The organism is Marinobacter alexandrii, from assembly GCF_005871205.1.
In the GTDB taxonomy this organism is placed as follows: Bacteria; Pseudomonadota; Gammaproteobacteria; order Pseudomonadales; family Oleiphilaceae; genus Marinobacter; species Marinobacter alexandrii.
On record NZ_SWKM01000012.1, the window covers coordinates 653945 to 671849 of the forward strand.

Here is a 17905-nt window from a genome sequence, read left to right on the forward strand (position 1 = left end):
TCTGAAAATATAATAAATGCCTATAAAACAAAAACTTGAAATATTTACTCAACCTCAAGAACAGCCATCGAGCTATATTTCCCGCGCCTCTGTTACGTCAATAGTTGAACAGTTTTTGTATTTATGAGTAAATCTGTATTATGCTTCTAGACATCTTAAGCAGTACGCACGACTCAAATAGAACAACATAGAGGGCTTTATCATGCTGATTGATCTTCACGCTCACGCACCGCACCCTGACTATTACGACCAGCATCCCCACTGGGGGCCAGCTTTTGAACTCCAGTCGGACGGGGATATCAAACTCCGGGTCGGTCACTGGGTCTTGAGTCTCGGCGCCCCTGAGCGTAAACAGGCATTGCGTGAAGCTCATGCGCGCGGAGAGACCCTGGATGTTCAGGAATACATGGCCAAGTGGCGAGATCCAAAACATCGCCTGCAGGGGATGGACGCGGCGGGTCAGAATGCCCAAGTTCTGTCTGTGCCAAGCCACTGCTACATGTACTGGGCTGAGCCTGAGTTCGGCATTCCATTTGCCCAGAAGGTGAACGACTCTTTGGCGAAATACTGCTCTGAGGCGCCCGACCGTCTTATGTTCTGGGCGCATGCGCCTTTGAACGTTCCGGTTGAGGCTGCGAAGGAAATCAGGAGAGCGTGTACTGAACTGGGCGCCAAGGGCTTGGTAGCCGGAGGCTCGAACTTTGGCGGACTGGAGTTCGATTCGCCCGAGATGGATCCTGTATGGGAGGCCTTGTGTGACCTTGATCTGCCCATGTTTGTCCATGGATACAACCAATCGGTTACCTGGGGCGAAGACGCAAATACCGATCGTTACGAAACGACGGCCATTGTTGGCATGAACTACGATGAGTCGAAGTGTTTCTGGTACATGATCAACGGTGGTGTTTTCGATCGATTCCCGAATCTGAAGGTTTATATCACCCATGGCGGCGGTTTCGTTCCCTACCAGCTCGGGCGTATGGCCCAGACCAACCCCAACCTTGATACCTATCACAATAAGAAGCCGTTCCTCGAGTATCTGAGGAACTTCTACTTTGACGTTGAACTGCATGAGGTCCCAATGCGCCAGGCTATGGTAGAGGTCATTGGTGCCGATCGGGTGCTCTACGGCTCCAATTTCGGGGGCAGTGATGCGGTCCGTCATGACCTCACGGACGACCTGAAATTGTCCAAAGAGGATCTTGACAAGATTCGCTGGAAAAATGCCTGTGAACTGTTGCATCTGGACCCTAATAAGTTGGGTAAGGTTGGGGGCTAATGAAACTTGCACGATGTACTTATAACGGTGGAGCTCCTTTCTGGGGGGTGATTGATCTCGAGCATGAAGAGGTCAATCCGATACGGGAGGCGTTCACCGAATGGGCGCCTCGGGTAACCGCGGGTGCCGGAATTAGCGCATTGTCCTTTTCTTCCGGACCGTTACCTTTGAAAGCGGTAACGCTGCTGCCACCGATTGATCCAGTCAATCGAGTTGTGGTGGCAGGGGCCAATTACCTCAAGCATCTGAAGGAAGACTTCTCCCTGGAGGCTCCGAAGCAGCCGATAGCATTTCTCAAGGCCTATGGCGCGCTTATTGGTGCCAATGATCCAATCCGCTACCCGCCTCTGACGGAAGAGCTTGACTACGAAGTAGAGCTTGTTGCTGTCATTGGAAGTAATGAGATTGATCCGAATGATCCTTATGCCTCAGTGCTCGGGTACACCGTCGGTAACGATGTTAGTTCCAGAGACTTGCAGCGCAGCGGTCCAAAGGGAATCGGCATGGACCTATTTGCGGCAAAAAGCCAGGACAAAACAACGGGTCTGGGGCCATGGATTGTTACCCGTGATGAGTTTTCCGAAGGCGCTCCTGAGCTGCGATTGACCTTGTTGGTCAATGGTGAAATGCGTCAGGACGGCAATACCTCCGAAATGACCTGGAGTGTGGGGGAGTTGGTTTCATTTGTTCAGGCTCGATCGAGTTTCGCGTGCGGGGATGTGCTTTTCACGGGTTCGCCAGCAGGTGTAGGTATGGCGACTGGAAGGTTCTTGAACCCGGGAGACGTGGTAGAGGCGAGTGTTGAGGGAATCGGAACGCTACGAAATGTTGTTGGTGAGAGATTAACAAGAGGCTTGAAAAATGAACGGCAACAATAAAGTAAAAGTTGTGATTGTTGGCGCAGGTCTTATGGGCACCGGAATTGCGCATGCTTTTGCGATTTCAGGATTTCAAACCGTGCTTGTAGACATCAGTACTGATTCCCTGGACAGGGCATACAGCAATATCACCGAGATTCTGAAAACAGGCGTCAAGCTTGGCAAGGTGACTGAAGAGGCAGCGGATGCGGCGCTGGGGACATTGACGCTTGAACGGGAACTCTCCGTTGGTGCGAAAAACGCAGACTGGGTTATCGAGACTGTTTCGGAGAATCTGGAAGCGAAAAAAGCGGTCATTAGTACCGCTTATGACGTGATGGCGGACAACGGCATCATCGCTACCAACACTTCTGCGCTCAGTGTTACAGAGATTGCCTCTATCTTGCCTGCGCCCGAGCGTTTCATTGGAATGCATTTCTTTAACCCGGTTCACAAGATGAAGCTTGTGGAACTGGTTCGAGGACTCGCTTCGAGCGATGAGACCGTTGCGAAGACTCGGGAATTGTGTGAGTTGATCGGCAAAACATCAATTGTCGTCAACGAATCTCCTGGACTGACAACGAGCCGCATGTCTGCTCTGCTCGGCAACGAAGCCATGTATATGCTTCAGGAAGGCACCGCGAGTGCGGAAGATATTGATACCGCATTGCGAATGGGCTTTAACCACCCAATGGGGCCGCTTGAGCTGGGTGATCTGACGGGGTGGGACACGCGATTATCAGTGTTGAAATACCTTCACTCCACGCTTGGTGAGAAGTTTCGGCCTTGTCCATTGATTATCAAAATGGTCGCTGCAGGTCGCCTTGGGCGCAAGTCTGGCCATGGCGTATACGAGTATGAGGATGGGAAGCGTGTTCCGGGATCCGGTCTTAAGGTGAGTGTGTCATGAACGATATCGTTATCGTGGATGCGGTCAGAACACCAGTGGGCCGTTTTCGGGGCAGTCTGGCAGGTGTTCGTGCAGATCACCTTGGTGCAGTCGTTCTGAACGAACTTTTGCAGCGTAACGGCTTGGCAGCTGAGTCTGTCGATGACGTCATATTCGGCTGCGTAACGCAGATCGGTGAGCAGTCTGCGAATATTGCCCGAACCTCTCTCCTAGGGGCCGGCTGGCCGACATCGGTTCCAGGTTTAACGATTGACAGGAAGTGTGGTTCTGGTGAGGCCGCTGTACATGCTGCAATGGGAGCGATTGCATCCGGTGCGGCAGATATTGTCGTGGCCGGTGGCGCCGAAAATATGAGTCGCGTTCCGATGGGTAGCAACCGTGATCTGCATGGTGATGCGTTTGGCCGGCTGGCGTCTGATCGGTACGAACTGACTTCCCAAGGCGAGGCTGCAGAGCGTGTTGCGGAAAAGTGGGAGATCAGTCGCGAGGAGCTGGATGCGTTTGCTCTTGAGAGCCATCGCCGCGCCGCCGAGGCAGCCGATGCCGGTTTTTTCGAGGCTGAAACAGTACCGGTTCCGGTTGCGGAGTACTGCGAAGAAGGAACTGAAGCATTCACGGGTCTTTTTGAGCGTGATGAAACCATTCGCAGAGATACATCACTGGAAAAGTTGTCGACGCTAAAGACTAGTTTCAGAAAAGAAAACGGTCGGATCACGGCGGGCAATTCCTCACAGATTTCGGATGGTTGTGCGGCCCTGCTTTTGATGTCATCTGAAACTGCCCAGAGACTGGGGCTCAAACCCAGAGCTCGTATTAAGGCAATCACGACGGTTGGTGCAGACCCTACGTTGATGTTGACTGGCCCGATTTCCGCAACCCGCAAGGTGCTTGAGAAAGCCGGCTTGGGCGTGGATGACGTGGATCTGTTTGAAATCAACGAGGCGTTCGCCTCGGTACCACTAGCCTGGCTAAAAGAGATCGGGGCTTCACCGGAGCGCCTGAATGTCAATGGTGGAGCTATTGCGCTTGGGCACCCACTTGGGGCGAGCGGCGCTCGCATTATGACGTCCATGCTGAATGAGCTTGAGCGTCGGGAAGGACGTTACGCCCTGCAAGCCATTTGTTGTGCTGGCGGTATGGGTACGGCAACGATTATAGAACGGATTGAGTGAATCCGTGAATGCCGTGGCGATGGAGGGAGCATGACTCATATTCCACTGGTGCCTGTTTCCAAGATGCCAGAAGGCCTGCAAAGAACGCTGAAGCAAGGGCTTCAATCGGGAATGCTGAGCTCCAGTGTACCGGTTCAGGTTTGGGCTCACCGTCCAGCGATTGCTCAAGGTTGGCTTGACCTGCTAGAGCAATTTCATGCCCACAGCCTTCTGGGCGAGAGGTTACGTGAACTGGTGCGGCTTAAGATTGCCAGCATTACACAATGCCAGGCGTGCCAGTTGGCACGAAAATCGGACACTGTCAGCGAAAGGGACATTGCCTGTTTGTCGGCTGACAGTGCCTATTTCACCGTGCCAGAACAGGCAGCCCTCAAATTTGCTGAGCTTTTCGCGGCTGACTACATGGCAATTGAAGCCCAGCACTACGAGGCAATGGCGCAGCACTACAGCGTTGAAGAAATAGCAGAGCTCAATATGTACTGTGCGCTAATGTTAGCGGGTGGGCGAATGACTTACGTTCAGAAAGCTTACTGAGGATATTGATGAATTCCGAACTGCGACAGATTTCGATCAAAACTATTGATGGCGATGAAGCTGGTTTATTCGACTGCAAAGCCAAGGCGTACCTGGTGGTGAATGTCGCTTCAAAATGTGGTCTGACGCCGCAATATCGTGCGTTGGAGGCTCTGTACCGCGAGTGGAAGGACCGCGGTCTGGTGATCTTGGGCTTTCCCTCAAATGATTTCCGGGAGCAGGAACCTGGAAGTGATGAAGAAATTGCCAGTTTTTGTTCAACCCAATACGACGTCACGTTCCCCTTGTTCTCAAAAATATCGGTAAGTGGTGCTGGTAAGCATCCGCTCTATGAGGCTTTAACCCGATCGGCTCCCAGTGTGATTGGTGATGGGCCTTTGCGAGAAAAGCTCAGCGGTTATGGCATCGAGCCAAACATGCCTCCGGAAGTGCAGTGGAACTTTGAAAAATTTCTACTTGATGGTGATGGGGAAGTCGTTGCCCGCTTCGCCCCGGATATTGAGGTAACAGATGAGAGGTTTCTGGATGTCTTGAAGAAGCACTTGCTTTGAGGCTTAGTTGGGCATAAGTTTAAATTTAGTCTAATTTTTTATGGCGCTTTTACCAGCCGGACGGTCGAATTTCTGGGATTTCTGGTTGTGCGTGGAAAACAATAACGGGAGTTGGACATGGCTGAATTGTCGAAAAACAAACTAGAGAGTGTCTTTGAAGACGTTGCAAGTAACTACCGTGGGGCAGACATCGATCTGCACGCGGCCTATGCGAAGATGCGTGAGGACAGCCCCGTCCTGCCCGAGAATTTCATGGAGAAACTTGGGGTGCCCTCGATTGCGGGCGTTGATCCGGATCGTCCTTGTTATACGCTGTTTAAATACGACGATGTGATGCGCGTCATGCGCGATAGTGCTCAATTTACCAGTGGTTTCATTGCCGAAGGGCTAGGGGCTTTTTTTGACGGTCTCATACTCACGGCCATGGACGGTGATGAGCATAAGAAGATGCGAAACCTACTGCAGCCGGTGTTTATGCCAGATACAGTCAACCGTTGGAAGCAGGATCGTATTGATCGGGTCATTCGGGAAGAGTTCCTGGAGCCGATGATTGCGGATAAGCAGGCTGACCTGATGGATTTCGCACTCTATTTTCCCATCCGGGTAATCTATTCACTGATCGGATTCCCCGAGGATCGCCCCGAAGAAATCAAGCAGTACGCTGCATGGGCTCTGGCCATTCTGAAAGGTCCACAAGTCGACCCGGAAAAGGCTGCGGCAGCAAAGAAGGAAGCAATGGAAGCGGTAAATGCTCTTTATGGAGCGATTCGAGAGGTTGTAGAGCAACGGCGCGCCGAGGGCGGCACCGGTGATGACCTGATCAGCCGCCTTATTGTGGCGGAGTACGAAGGGGAATCGTTGGATGACCATCAGATTACTACCTTTGTTCGTTCGCTCTTGCCAGCTGCCGGGGAAACGACCACCCGGACATTCGGCACGTTGATGACTCTGTTGCTTGAAAGGCCCGAGCTGTTGGCTCGGGTCAAGGATGACAGAAGCCTGGTTAATAAGGCCATTGATGAGTCTGTCCGTTACGAGCCAGTGGCAACCTTCAAGGTTCGTCAGGCATCGCAAGATACTGAAATTCGCGGCGTAAAAGTGCCAAAGGGCGCTATGGTTTCATGCATCGTAAGCTCGGCGAACCGGGATGAAGACGTTTTTGAGGATGCAGATACGTTCAATATTGATCGTCGTCAAAAACCGTCATTCGGTTTCGGTTTTGGCCCCCACATGTGCATTGGCCAGTTCGTAGCCAAAACCGAAATCAATTGTGCCGTAAACGCCATTCTCGACATGATGCCAAACATTAGGCTGGATCCTTCCAAGCCAGCTCCGGAGATCAAGGGAGCCCAGTTAAGGGGGCCTCACAATCTACCCGTTATCTGGGACTGATTGTTTTTGGTCGTCGCCGACTCAACACTCCCGGATTGTTTTCCTGTCCTTCAGTTATCAGCTTATAGGCTGTAAACACTGGCCCCCTGCCTGCGGATACATTTGCCCGCACGGTGGAGGGCCTGACCTCCTGTCTACAGTTTCTCCGCGCTATAAAAACTCCCTTTAAATCAAGTGGAACTCGAACCCATCGAGGGTGAGGTTTATCGGCCTCCCCACAAAAAACAGAATTTTTATTGATGTAGTTGTACAGAAACAAAAAAACTGTTTAATTTATAAAGTGTGTGACCTATACTAGATGAACAATCACAAATCGCGAAATGCGAAGGGGACCCACCATGAAACTTGAAGATTTGATTCTCGTTAGTGTGGACGATCATGCCATCGAGCCACCCAATGCCTTCAAACACCATATGCCGGAGCGTTTCAAAGGCCGTGAGCCGCACGTTGAGAAACGTGGCGAGCGAGATGTATGGGTGTTCGAGGAAGAAGCAACTGGTTATATGGGGCTTAACTCGGTAGTAGGGCGCCCCAAGGAAGAATACGGCATGGAGCCGCTCGGATATGACCAGATGCGCCGAGGCACCTGGGACGTTAAGGCGCGCGTTGACGATATGAACGCGAATGGCGTGCTGGGCTCTCTGTGCTTCCCGACATTTCCAGGGTTTGCGGGGCAGCGCTTCCAGAATCATCCGCAGCGCGACATTGCCCTTGCGGCGATTCAGGCGTACAACGACTGGCACCTTTACGATTGGTGTAATGCCGCACCAGGCCGCTTTATCCCCCTGATGCTGGTGCCGTTCTGGGATATGAAGGCAGCCGTCGCCGAGGTCAAGAGGCTGTCCAAGGAGGGCGTGCACGCGCTTTCTTTCTCTGACAATCCCGCACGTTTGGGCTACCCATCCATCCATGATGAGTACTGGGATCCGCTCTGGAAAGTCTGTGAAGACAACAACGTTGTGATCTGCTGTCACATCGGTTCGGGCGGTAAAGCTGAACACGCCTCAGACCTGTCGCCGATTGACGCCTGGATCACAACCATGCCGATTTCGATTGCCAACGCCGCAGCCGACTGGATCTGGGCGCCGATGTGGAAGAAGTATCCGAAGCTTCGCATGGCGTTGTCAGAGGGCAGCATTGGTTGGGTGCCCTATCTGTTGGAGCGTGCTGATTTCACGCATCGCCATCACCATGCCTGGACCAACGCAGATTTCGGCGGGAAGATGCCGAGCGATATCTTCTTCAAGCACTTTGTGACCTGCTTCATTGAGGATAAGTTTGGCCTTCAGAATCTGCACTTCATGAACGAAGACATGGTGACCTGGGAAAGCGACTACCCGCACTCCGATTGCACGTGGCCGCATTCCCCGGAAACCACCTGGGACCATTTGCAGGGTCTGACTGAAGAACAGATCAATAAGGTGACTCACCTGAACGCAATGCGTGAGTTCTCCTACGATCCGTTCCCCATCCTTGGCCGGGAGAACTGCACTGTTGGTGCACTTCGAGCGCAGGCAACGCATGTAAGCACTGAGCCGGCACTGGGCCTTGGCGGTGCTGAGGTCACGAAACAAGACGGAAAGCCGGTCACTTCCGGCGACATTACGTCGATGTTTGAAAAGGCAGATGCCAAGACCGCTATCTAAATCCGGCGGTGAATGAAACCTCCCGTTTCCCAGAAGCTGGAAACGGGAGGTTTGGTCAAAACTAATACTGAGCTGTCACACCTTGGCGGCTGAGGATGCCTTTCGATGAGTATTTCACAATTCCGCCATAGCTCTATTCCGCCTGAAGCTGAAATGCTCCGTTCAAAAGTTCGAGCGTTTCTACGGGATGAACTTGCTGATTATCCGCTGACTGACCGGGCTCATTCCTGGATGGGGTTTAATGCAGGATTTAGCCGCCAGTTGGGGGAGCAGGGTTGGGTGGGAATGTCCCTGCCCGTTGAGTATGGTGGCGCAGCAGCATCACCCTACTCACGCTATGTTGTTATAGAAGAACTGCTGGCGGCAGGTGCGCCTGTTTCAGCACATTGGATCGCAGATCGCCAAAGTGGTCCATTAATTCAACGATTTGGCACCGATGAGCAAAAAGAAAAGTATCTTCCCCCAATCTGTCGGGGAGAGAGCTATTTCTGCATTGGTATGAGTGAGCCAGACTCCGGCTCTGACCTGGCTTCCATCAAGACTAATGCGAAGAAGACGAAGGATGGCTGGCTGCTGAACGGTCAGAAGGTCTGGACAACCAACGCTCATCACTCACATTACATGATCGCGCTGGTTCGGACGGGTGATAAAGAGGAGACCGGCCGCCACGGCGGGATGTCGCAGTTCATCGTCGACCTCAGTTTGCCCGGTATCACCGTAAGAGCTATTCCCGACCTGACCGGGAGTGAGCATTTCAACGAAGTGTTCTTTGATAACGTCGAGCTCGATGACAGTGCACTGATCGGACAGGAAGGTGCTGGCTGGCAACAGGTAACTGCAGAGCTCGCCTTTGAGAGAAGTGGGCCTGAGCGCTTTCTGAGCAGCATCGCACTCATTTATGCCGCGCTTGACGTCATCGGCACCAAGCCGGATGCATTACAGTCACGGGACATAGGAAGAATTACCGCCCGACTGCTGACTTTGCGGGATATGTCCCTGTCTGTGACACAGCAACTCAGTGACGGTGAGAACCCCGCCTGGGCCGCGTCGTGCGTTAAAGACCTGGGCAACGTTTTTGAGCAAGAAATTCCGGAAATTCTGCAACTTCTTATTGATGAGCAGCCACAGGTAAGTGGCGGATCGGAGTATGCGCGTGTTCTTGCTTACTTAACGCAGATGGCGCCCTCTTTTTCACTACGCGGGGGAACCCGTGAAATTCTTCGTGGAATCATCGCACGTGGGTTGGGGCTTCGATAATGCGTGAGTTATTTGAATCAACTATTGAGCGCCTTCTGGCTGATCTTTCGACCTCTGAATGTGTTCGGAGCGCTGAAAATGGCGTATGGCCGCAGGCCGTATGGGAGGCCCTGGAAGAGAATGGCTTTACATTGGCCAGTGCACCCGAGGAAAGCGGAGGTATTGGGGCGGGCTGGCAAGATTTGTTCGTTGTCGCACGTGCTGCCGGCAGGCACATGGCGCCGGTGCCCCTTGTTGAGATGCTACTGGCAAACTGGCTTTTGGGCCTGGCGGGTATTGAGGCCAGCGACGGTATCGTGACGATCGCTCCTGAAGGAACTCTTGAATGGTCTGGAGACCGGGTATCGGGCGAGCTGGCTCAGGTGCCATGGGGACGGTACGCGAATTCTGTTGTTGCAGTGGTCACGGAAGGGCAGCAAGCAAGTGTGGTCTTACTGCAAACAGCGGGTGCGAACTCCCTCCATGAGGGCACAAATATCGCCGGTGAGCCGCGAGATACCATGGTTTTCTCGTCAGCACTTCCGGCCGCATCCGGAAACCTTCCCGAGACGCTTTCTGCCTCTACTTTAGGCTATGGTGGCGCAATGCTGCGTTCCGCACAGATAGCTGGAGCAATGACGAGGGTTATGGAGCTGGCGTCCGATTATGCAGCGGAAAGGAAACAGTTTGGCCGCCCAATTGCCAAGTTTCAGGCCATTCAGCAGCAACTGGCCATTTTGGCTGAGCAAACTGCGGCTGCCAATGTGGCAGCAGAGTCGGCGTTTGTGGCATCCGATCCAGACCTGAGCCATTTTCGAATCGCTGCGGCGAAAGTGACGACGTCGGACGGCGCGAGTGAGGCTGCCCGGATCGGGCACTCCGTACATGGTGCTATTGGTTTCACACAGGAATACGAGCTGCAGTTGCTAACTCGTCGACTGTGGGCCTGGCGCGGAGAGTTTGGTAGCGCTACCCATTGGAGCAAGGTGTTGGGTAACCATATCTGCGCGTCCGGACCTGAACAATTCTGGTCGTCGATCACTCACCCTCATCAACAAAAACTAACGACCGAAGGTTAGAGGCGCTTATGGCTCAGTTTCTAAACATTGAACGCACGGGCAATGTTGTTGTGGTCCGGATGAGCAGTCCCGATACACGCAACGCCCTTAGCGATCCAAGTCAGATGCAGGAGTTCGTTGATCTGTGTGCAGAGCTCCGGACTGATCATAGTGTGAGAGCTGTGGTCCTCACGGGAAGTGGAAAAGCTTTCTGTGCTGGCGGCAATATCAAAGATATGCAACGCCGCGAGGGCATATTCGCGGGCTCGCCTTATGAGCTCCGTGATACGTACCGTAATGGTATTCAAAAGATTCCTCTGTGCCTTTACGACCTTGATATTCCGATTATCGCGGCAGTAAACGGCGCGGCTATCGGCGCAGGGCTGGATCTGGCGTGCATGTGCGACATCCGGATTGCAAGCAAGACTGCTAAGTTTGCAGAAAGTTTCGTCAAATTGGGCATCGTTCCTGGTGATGGGGGAGCCTGGTTGCTTCCCCGGATAATCGGCATTCCCAAGGCAAGTTTGATGGCCTTTACCGGCGATACGATTGACGCAGAACAGGCCTTGGCTTGGGGACTCGTCGAACAGGTCTGTGAACCAGACGAGCTTGAATCAGAAGCCTTGGCGCTGGCTGCACGTATCGCTGAAAACCCAGGGCATGCTCTAAGGCTATGCAAACGATTGTTACGCGAAGGCCAGCATATGCGTTTGGATTCATTGCTTGAATTATCCGCAGCCTATCAATCGCTGGCTCATCACACTAAAGATCATGAAGAAGCGGTTACATCGTTTGTTGAAAAACGCAAACCGAACTTTCTGGATCAGTAGTTATTTAAGGGAGATAGATCTCGATGCGTACCGTGTTCCGCGAAGACCATAATATGTTCAGAGAACAGGCCCGACGGTTTATAGAAAGGGAAATATGCCCTCACTTGGAGGAATGGGAAAAGGAAGGCATTGTTCCGAAGGAAGTTTGGCGCAAGGCGGGGGAAATGGGGTTGCTTTGCTCCACCGTGCCCGAAGAATACGGCGGTGCTGGTGGCGACTTTGGGCACTCCGCGGTGATGATCGAAGAGCTTGCGCGAGTTAATGCGACGGCAATCGGTTTCACAACACACTCTGAAATTGTAGCACCGTATATCGTGTCGTACGGCACTGAAGAGCAGAAGCACAAGTGGCTGCCCAAGATGGTCAGTGGCGAAATGATCGGTGTCATCGCGATGAGCGAGCCTGGCATTGGAAGCGATCTGAGATCCATGCGAACTCAATTGCGACAGGATGGTGATGAATACGTTATCTCAGGCCAGAAGACATTCATCACCAACGGTGGAAATGCAGATTTGGTCGTTACGGCCACCAAAATTGATCCGGCAAGCAAGGATTTGACGTTGGTATGTGTCGAAACAGACCGCGAAGGTTTTTCTAAAGGTCGCCTGCTGGACAAAATCGGCCTGAAGGGGCAGGACACGGCAGAGTTGTTCTTCGACGACGTGCGTGTCCCGGTATCAAACCGGCTTGGTGAAGAAAATGCAGGATTCGGCTACCTGACGCATCAATTGGCGTGGGAAAGGTTGATCATTGCTCTTAGAGCGGCTGAGTCGATTGATAGTTTTCTTGAGCTGACGATTGGCTACACGAAAGAACGAAAGGTGTTTGGTAAGACAGTATTCGATTTTCAGAATACACGCTTTAAGTTAGCCGACATTAAAGCCCAGGCGACGATGCTGAGAGTATTTGTTGATAACTGTCTTGAGCGTGTCATGAATGATGAGCTCCCTGCAGATGTTGCCGCCATGGCCAAACTGATGGGGTCGGAGCTGCAGGGAAAGCTGCTTGATGACATGCTTCAGTTGCATGGCGGGTATGGTTTTATGAGCGAGTATCGAATTGGCCAGGCCTGGATCGATGCCCGTGTGGCCCGCATATACGGGGGGACCTCAGAAATCATGAAAGAAATTATCAGCCGAAAGCTCTAATTTTGAAGCTTCAGATCGAGAGCGCTAAAGCAAGAGTACCGATCGATAAAGGTGACGGGCTATGAACATGGCAATGTATAAGGCAACAACGCAGTTTGGTTTAAGGATCACAGCGCTTGTTCTGGGCATGTTTTTGACAGCCAGTGCATTTGGCCAGGGCCTACCCGCTGATATCGATGGTGGCGATACCAGGAGAGCAAAAGATCTGTTGGCCAGAGCTGTGGCTTATTATACAGAGGAAGGCGATGTCGCCTTGGCTGCTATCAGCAGACAAGGGCGATTTACCGATGGGGAGCTTTATGTCTACGTTATTGATACGAACGGCGTGATGCTCGCCAGCGGAGGCCCTTCGGCGACTTTGATTGGACGGGATGTCAGCAAAACGCTTGGCCCGGAGCTGAGAGCAGAATTTCAACAGGCGCTTGAGCGTCCTGCATCAGGCGACGTACACCATGCCACCTATCGGTGGCAGAACTGGTCCAGTGGGCGCCATGAGAAAAAGAGTGTCTTCTATACACGTGTCGATAACAAAGTTTTTGCAGTGGGATACTACATTCCCCGCTCGAGTGAGAGCGAAGCCAAGAACCTGCTGACACGTGTTGTGCAGGCAATGGGAGAGGAACCCGAAGAAACCATCCGGAAAATCAATAGCCTGTCGCCGGAATTCCACCAAGACGATCTGTATGCCTTTGTGATTGATCGTGATTCAGAACGGTTTATTGCCCATGGCTATAACCGTCGGCTGGTTGGAAGTGATTTCAATACTATTCGTTCCACCGACAAGCAGCCTATCGGCGAGCGTATGTTAGAGATGGCTGAAACAAGCGACAGTGGAAGGCTGTCATATTTGTGGCCCAATCCAACAACGAACTCCAATGAACAGAAAATCACGCTGTTCAGTGTTACTGAGAAGTACATTGTTGCAGTCGGCTACTATCAGGGGTGGGCCGAACTGGACTAGTTAATCCAAAAATCCTGCGCTACCGATTGCGATAAGCCGAGTTTGGTAGTTGGTCTTGGTCACAAATATGACAGGCTCCTCAGAGGACGGGATTCAACAAAAAGAGAAGCATCAATGAGCCTTGAAAACTTGACGAAACAGTACGAAGCCATTTTGGCTGGACTTGATCCTGTGCCGTCACGCAGCGGACTGGTTGGTACCCCGAAGCGTGCGGCGAAGGCTATGCAATTTCTTTGTCATGGTTACGAGCAATCCCTTGAGGAGATTGTTAATGGCGCGTTGTTCGAGTCAGATAACGATGAAATGGTGTTGGTCAAGGATATTGAGCTCTATTCTCTGTGTGAGCACCACATGCTGCCTTTCGTGGGCAAAGCACATGTTGCCTATATTCCTTCGGGCAAGGTGATTGGTTTATCCAAGGTTGCCCGTATCGTGGATATGTTCGCCCGACGTCTGCAGATTCAGGAGAACCTGACGAGAGAGATCGCAGAAGCGTTGCAAAGTGTGACTCAGGCCGACGGTGTCGCCGTTGTGATCGAAGCCAGACACATGTGCATGATGATGCGCGGTGTCGAGAAACAGAACTCGAAGATGTATAGCTCCGTGATGCTGGGAGCGTTCCGCGAGTCTGTAAACACTCGTCAGGAGTTCCTGCAATTGGTTAGTCGCGGGTAATAATAGGTCGTTGCAATAGAGTAAAGGAAAGTCGTATGGCTCGTTTTGTCGATAAGGCGTTCGTTGTTACCGGAGGTACAAGCGGTATAGGTTTTTCGACAGCCTTGTCGATTGCTCAAGAAGGCGGTCAGGTTCTGGTGACGGGAACCAACATCGATAGGCTTAGGGCAGCAGAGCAGGCGCACGGTAATATTCAGGGTTTGTTGAATGACGCGGCCGATTTTGACGCTGCAGAGGTGTTAGCCGAAGAAGTCACGCGTCGGTTTGGCCGAATAGACGGTGCTTCTATCAATGCCGGAAAAGGTGGCGGAGCTCTTTTAGGAAACATCACACCTGAGTTATACCGGGAGCTCTTTGATCTCAACGTTGGTGGTGCTCTGTTTAGCGCGCAGGCTTTGAGCGGTCTGGTGAAGGATGGGGGAAGTCTGGTCCTGATGTCTTCGCTTGCGAAAGACAAGGGGATGGCAGGCGGGGCGGTCTATTCGGCTGCCAAGGGAGCTGTCCGTTCGATGACGAGAGCTTTGGCCCGTGAGTTGATATCACGCCAGGTGCGGGTGAATACAGTGAGCCCCGGCCCGACCATAACGCCATTCTTTAAGCGCACAGGCCGCTCAGATGAGGCGGTCGATCAGATGCAAGACGCTTTTTGCAAGGCCAATCCCATGGGCCGTATGGGAACAGCCGAGGAGGTTGCGTCGGTCGTGTTGTTCCTGTTATCAGATGAATCGAGTTATGTGACAGGTTCAGACTACGCTGTTGACGGTGGCGAGGCCCAACTATAGGTGGGCACATTACCGTCTATAGAGGTAAGTCGGTTGTCAGTTTTACTCGCTTGAGAACAAAGCTTGAATTCACGCCAGTCACCCCTGGTAGATGAACGAGCGTTTTTTTGAGAAATTTCTCGTAGTCCTCAATGCTGCGGGACATGACTCTCAGCATGTAGTCGCTTTCCCCGCTCATAGAAAAACACTCCACTATCTCAGGGTGCGTCTGCACCGCCGCCTCCAGTGCTTCCAGGGTTTCCTCTTCCTGGCGGGCCACTCTCAGGTGCGCAACGACGTCAACGACGATGCCGAAGCTCTTGGGATCCAGAATTACGGCTCGCCCTGAGATGACCCCATCGCCCTCGAGTTTTTTAACGCGGCGCCAGCAAGGCGTTTGTGACAACCCCACCTTTTCCGCCAGGTCTGACATTGATATCTCAGGATGGGCTTGGAGAAAGCGCACGATTTTGAGATCAGTAGCATCCATAACAATCAATATTTTGTAATTAGAATTTAATTCTAATATAAGTATTCCGTGAGAAATTGCAATCTAAAACTGCTGCTTTTCAGGGCGGAAATAACAAAGAAAATCCCTGGTTTGCGTGACATCATCAACCAATAAAAATTAGGGAGTGACACGCTATGACGAACTCTAAACCACTTCACTTACACGTCCCCGCGCCGGCTGCCCGGCCAGGTGACGAACCTAGCTTCAAGCATCTTGTTGTTCCCAAAGCTGGCGAGACCCGAAGGCCAGATGTGGCGGCGCCGGAAGAGGAAATGCGCGACTTACCATACAAGCTGGTGCGTGTTCTGGATGATGCCGGTAATGCTGTAGGGCCATGGAACCCCAATTTGTCCCCCGATGTTTTGAGGCAAGGGTTGCGCGCCATGCTCCTGACAAGAGTTTTCGATGAACGGCTGTTCCGCGTGCACCGGCAAGGCAAGACCAGCTTCTATATGAAGTCGACTGGCGAAGAAGCTATTGGCGCTGCGCAATCATTGGCGTTGTCCGCCGGGGACATGTGTTTCCCGACCTATCGGGTAATGAGCTGGTTAATGGCGAGAGAGTACCCTCTCATTGATATGGTCAACCAGATCTTTTCAAACGAGAGAGATCCTTTGAAGGGTCGGCAACTCCCGATTCTTTTCTCCGCTCGTGACTATGGCTTTTATTCTCTGTCCGGCAATGTTGGCAGCCGTTTTGGTCATGCAGTGGGGTGGGCCATGGCCTCCGCTTACAAGGGCGACGATAAAATCGCGTTGGGCTACATCGGTGAAGGGACGACGGCTGAAGGTGACTTCCATGAGGCCTTGACCTTTGCGTCGGTATACAAGGCTCCGGTCATTTTATGCGTGACCAACAACCAGTGGGCTATCTCGAGTTATTCAGGGATTGCGGGTGGTGAAGCGACCACATTTGCTGCAAAAGCACTCGCCTATGGTCTACCAGGGTTGAGGGTAGATGGAAATGATTTCCTCGCCGTGTGGGCAGCCACGCAATGGGCGGCAGAGCGGGCGCGCAATAATCTTGGCGCTACCCTGATCGAGTTTTTCACGTACCGCGCAGCAGGCCACTCCACTAGCGATGACCCAACGAAATACCGTCCGGCGGATGAAGCGGAGCACTGGCCTCTTGGCGATCCTCTTGCCCGTCTCAAAGAGCATCTTATTTCAGCCGGAGAGTGGGATGAGGACCGTCATCAGGCATTAACCGACGAGTTAACGGAAAAGGTGAAAGCTGCGGTTAAAGAGGCCGAGGCCGTGGGTACTTTAGGTAAGTCCAAGCCAAGCGTTCGTGAAATGTTTGAGGGGGTCTTCTCGGAACCTGATTGGCGAGTGATTGAACAGCGTCGCGAAATGGGAATATAACAATGGCAAACATGAACATGATACAGGCGCTGAACTCGGCGCTGGATGTAATGTTGGAGCGCGACCCCAATGTACTCATCTTTGGAGAAGATGTTGGTTACTTTGGGGGCGTTTTCCGTGTTACAGACAAATTGCAGGAGAAACACGGCATAACCCGTTGCTTCGATGCTCCCATATCCGAAGGGGGCATAATCTCCACGGCCATAGGGATGGGAGCCTACGGTTTGCGGCCTGTAGCTGAGATCCAGTTTGCCGATTACATTCTTCCGGCCTATGACCAGCTGGTATCGGAAGCCGCGCGATTGCGGTACAGATCGGGAGGCGAATTCTGGGCTCCGATTACGGTTCGATCACCTTATGGCGGTGGTATTTTTGGTGGGCAGACCCACAGCCAGAGTCCCGAGGCGATCTTCGCACATATTACCGGGATCAAGACGGTCATACCGTCCAACCCTTACGATGCAAAAGGGCTTCTGATTTCGTCCATTGAGTCTGACGACCCGATCGTGTTCCTGGAGCCAAAGCGAATCTACAACGGGCCGTTCGATGGCCATCACGACCGTCAGATCAAGAGCTGGGCGAATGAGCCCAGTGCGGATGTACCGGAAGGACATTACACGGTACCGCTTGGTAAAGCCGCAACTGTTCGAGAAGGCCACGATGTCACGGTGTTGGCGTATGGCGCAATGGTGCATGTGGCGAAAGCTGGTATTGAGGAGAGCGGCATCGATGCAGAGCTGCTCGACCTGCGCTCCATTGTCCCTCTCGACATTGATGCGATAGTCGCATCCGTAAAAAAGACCGGACGTTGCGTGATACTCCATGAGGCATCCCGTTACGGAGGTTTTGGGGGAGAGCTTTCCGCACTCGTGCAGGAGCGCTGTTTTTATCATCTTAAAAGTCCCATCGGGAGAGTAGCTGGCTGGGATACTCCGTATCCCCATGCTTTCGAGTGGGACTATTTTCCGGGCCCTGCCAGACTTGCCAAAGCACTGCGCCAGGCGATGCAGAATTGAGTAC

Annotated in this window: 18 protein-coding genes; 17 read left to right on the forward strand and 1 reads right to left on the reverse strand. The window is 52.5% G+C overall.

The window, feature by feature from the left end:
* The first annotated feature begins 202 nt into the window (after positions 1–202).
* The 15 genes from FCS96_RS09960 (at position 203) to FCS96_RS10030 (ending at position 15031) form a co-directional block, all read left to right on the forward strand.
* The gene (locus FCS96_RS09960; protein ID WP_138440190.1) at positions 203–1279 is read left to right on the forward strand and encodes an amidohydrolase family protein; all 1077 of its coding nucleotides are present in this window, start codon (positions 203–205) and stop codon (positions 1277–1279) included.
* Positions 1279–2157, forward strand: a complete 879-nt coding sequence (locus FCS96_RS09965; RefSeq protein WP_138440191.1) for a fumarylacetoacetate hydrolase family protein — start codon at positions 1279–1281, stop codon at positions 2155–2157. Before FCS96_RS09960 ends, FCS96_RS09965 begins: the two co-directional genes overlap by 1 nt.
* On the forward strand, positions 2141–3046 hold the full coding sequence (locus tag FCS96_RS09970) for a 3-hydroxyacyl-CoA dehydrogenase (RefSeq protein ID WP_138440192.1): 906 nt from the start codon (positions 2141–2143) through the stop codon (positions 3044–3046). The genes FCS96_RS09965 and FCS96_RS09970 overlap by 17 nt, the downstream gene beginning before the upstream one ends.
* The gene (locus FCS96_RS09975) at positions 3043–4218 is read left to right on the forward strand and encodes a thiolase family protein (protein ID WP_138440193.1); all 1176 of its coding nucleotides are present in this window, start codon (positions 3043–3045) and stop codon (positions 4216–4218) included. Before FCS96_RS09970 ends, FCS96_RS09975 begins: the two co-directional genes overlap by 4 nt.
* 30 nt (positions 4219–4248) lie before the next feature.
* Entirely contained in the window at positions 4249–4752 is a 504-nt protein-coding gene (locus FCS96_RS09980; RefSeq protein WP_171040727.1) for a carboxymuconolactone decarboxylase family protein, read from the forward strand.
* Between the two features lie 8 nt (positions 4753–4760).
* Entirely contained in the window at positions 4761–5303 is a 543-nt protein-coding gene (locus FCS96_RS09985; protein WP_138440194.1) for a glutathione peroxidase, read from the forward strand.
* Between the two features lie 117 nt (positions 5304–5420).
* On the forward strand, positions 5421–6695 hold the full coding sequence (locus FCS96_RS09990) for a cytochrome P450 (protein WP_138440195.1): 1275 nt from the start codon (positions 5421–5423) through the stop codon (positions 6693–6695).
* Positions 6696–7033: 338 nt separating this feature from the next.
* Positions 7034–8341, forward strand: coding sequence for an amidohydrolase family protein (locus tag FCS96_RS09995; RefSeq protein ID WP_138440196.1), 1308 nt, complete (start codon positions 7034–7036; stop codon positions 8339–8341).
* 105 nt (positions 8342–8446) lie between these two features.
* Positions 8447–9598 carry an acyl-CoA dehydrogenase family protein gene (locus FCS96_RS10000; protein WP_138440197.1) on the forward strand — a complete coding sequence of 384 codons (1152 nt, stop codon included), beginning with the start codon at positions 8447–8449 and terminating at the stop codon, positions 9596–9598.
* Positions 9598–10656 (forward strand): acyl-CoA dehydrogenase family protein, encoded by a 1059-nt coding sequence (locus FCS96_RS10005; protein ID WP_138440198.1) that lies wholly within the window; start codon positions 9598–9600, stop codon positions 10654–10656. The genes FCS96_RS10000 and FCS96_RS10005 overlap by 1 nt, the downstream gene beginning before the upstream one ends.
* Before the next feature lie 8 nt (positions 10657–10664).
* Positions 10665–11465, forward strand: a complete 801-nt coding sequence (locus tag FCS96_RS10010; RefSeq protein WP_138440199.1) for a crotonase/enoyl-CoA hydratase family protein — start codon at positions 10665–10667, stop codon at positions 11463–11465.
* Positions 11466–11482: 17 nt separating this feature from the next.
* Positions 11483–12613 carry an acyl-CoA dehydrogenase family protein gene (locus FCS96_RS10015; protein WP_228264082.1) on the forward strand — a complete coding sequence of 377 codons (1131 nt, stop codon included), beginning with the start codon at positions 11483–11485 and terminating at the stop codon, positions 12611–12613.
* A gap of 61 nt (positions 12614–12674) precedes the next feature.
* The gene (locus tag FCS96_RS10020; protein WP_138440201.1) at positions 12675–13574 is read left to right on the forward strand and encodes a cache domain-containing protein; all 900 of its coding nucleotides are present in this window, start codon (positions 12675–12677) and stop codon (positions 13572–13574) included.
* A gap of 114 nt (positions 13575–13688) precedes the next feature.
* The gene (gene folE, locus FCS96_RS10025) at positions 13689–14249 is read left to right on the forward strand and encodes a GTP cyclohydrolase I FolE (RefSeq protein ID WP_212747069.1); all 561 of its coding nucleotides are present in this window, start codon (positions 13689–13691) and stop codon (positions 14247–14249) included.
* A 35-nt stretch (positions 14250–14284) separates the two neighbouring features.
* Positions 14285–15031, forward strand: a complete 747-nt coding sequence (locus tag FCS96_RS10030) for an SDR family oxidoreductase (RefSeq protein WP_138440203.1) — start codon at positions 14285–14287, stop codon at positions 15029–15031.
* Positions 15032–15047: 16 nt separating this feature from the next.
* On the opposite strand, the gene FCS96_RS10035 is transcribed toward FCS96_RS10030, so the two are convergent.
* Positions 15048–15500 carry an Lrp/AsnC family transcriptional regulator gene (locus tag FCS96_RS10035; RefSeq protein WP_138440204.1) on the reverse strand — a complete coding sequence of 151 codons (453 nt, stop codon included), beginning with the start codon at positions 15498–15500 and terminating at the stop codon, positions 15048–15050.
* A gap of 155 nt (positions 15501–15655) precedes the next feature.
* Between FCS96_RS10035 and FCS96_RS10040 the strand changes: the two genes are divergently transcribed.
* Both FCS96_RS10040 and FCS96_RS10045 read left to right on the forward strand, forming a co-directional pair.
* Positions 15656–16885 carry a thiamine pyrophosphate-dependent enzyme gene (locus FCS96_RS10040; RefSeq protein WP_138440205.1) on the forward strand — a complete coding sequence of 410 codons (1230 nt, stop codon included), beginning with the start codon at positions 15656–15658 and terminating at the stop codon, positions 16883–16885.
* Positions 16886–16887: 2 nt separating this feature from the next.
* On the forward strand, positions 16888–17901 hold the full coding sequence (locus FCS96_RS10045; protein ID WP_138440206.1) for an alpha-ketoacid dehydrogenase subunit beta: 1014 nt from the start codon (positions 16888–16890) through the stop codon (positions 17899–17901).
* Positions 17902–17905: the final 4 nt, after the last annotated feature.

What these genes read in the sequence shown, in the direction of transcription:
- FCS96_RS09960 (WP_138440190.1), top strand. Translation starts at nt 203, where the DNA reads ATGCTGATTGATCTTCACGCTCACGCACCGCACCCTGACTATTACGAC.
- FCS96_RS09965 (WP_138440191.1), top strand. Translation starts at nt 1,279, where the DNA reads ATGAAACTTGCACGATGTACTTATAACGGTGGAGCTCCTTTCTGGGGG.
- FCS96_RS09970 (WP_138440192.1), top strand. Translation starts at nt 2,141, where the DNA reads ATGAACGGCAACAATAAAGTAAAAGTTGTGATTGTTGGCGCAGGTCTT.
- FCS96_RS09975 (WP_138440193.1), top strand. Translation starts at nt 3,043, where the DNA reads ATGAACGATATCGTTATCGTGGATGCGGTCAGAACACCAGTGGGCCGT.
- FCS96_RS09980 (WP_171040727.1), top strand. Translation starts at nt 4,249, where the DNA reads ATGACTCATATTCCACTGGTGCCTGTTTCCAAGATGCCAGAAGGCCTG.
- FCS96_RS09985 (WP_138440194.1), top strand. Translation starts at nt 4,761, where the DNA reads ATGAATTCCGAACTGCGACAGATTTCGATCAAAACTATTGATGGCGAT.
- FCS96_RS09990 (WP_138440195.1), top strand. Translation starts at nt 5,421, where the DNA reads ATGGCTGAATTGTCGAAAAACAAACTAGAGAGTGTCTTTGAAGACGTT.
- FCS96_RS09995 (WP_138440196.1), top strand. Translation starts at nt 7,034, where the DNA reads ATGAAACTTGAAGATTTGATTCTCGTTAGTGTGGACGATCATGCCATC.
- FCS96_RS10000 (WP_138440197.1), top strand. Translation starts at nt 8,447, where the DNA reads ATGAGTATTTCACAATTCCGCCATAGCTCTATTCCGCCTGAAGCTGAA.
- FCS96_RS10005 (WP_138440198.1), top strand. Translation starts at nt 9,598, where the DNA reads ATGCGTGAGTTATTTGAATCAACTATTGAGCGCCTTCTGGCTGATCTT.
- FCS96_RS10010 (WP_138440199.1), top strand. Translation starts at nt 10,665, where the DNA reads ATGGCTCAGTTTCTAAACATTGAACGCACGGGCAATGTTGTTGTGGTC.
- FCS96_RS10020 (WP_138440201.1), top strand. Translation starts at nt 12,675, where the DNA reads ATGAACATGGCAATGTATAAGGCAACAACGCAGTTTGGTTTAAGGATC.
- folE (WP_212747069.1), top strand. Translation starts at nt 13,689, where the DNA reads ATGAGCCTTGAAAACTTGACGAAACAGTACGAAGCCATTTTGGCTGGA.
- FCS96_RS10030 (WP_138440203.1), top strand. Translation starts at nt 14,285, where the DNA reads ATGGCTCGTTTTGTCGATAAGGCGTTCGTTGTTACCGGAGGTACAAGC.
- FCS96_RS10035 (WP_138440204.1), bottom strand. Translation starts at nt 15,500, where the DNA reads ATGGATGCTACTGATCTCAAAATCGTGCGCTTTCTCCAAGCCCATCCT.
- FCS96_RS10040 (WP_138440205.1), top strand. Translation starts at nt 15,656, where the DNA reads ATGACGAACTCTAAACCACTTCACTTACACGTCCCCGCGCCGGCTGCC.
- FCS96_RS10045 (WP_138440206.1), top strand. Translation starts at nt 16,888, where the DNA reads ATGGCAAACATGAACATGATACAGGCGCTGAACTCGGCGCTGGATGTA.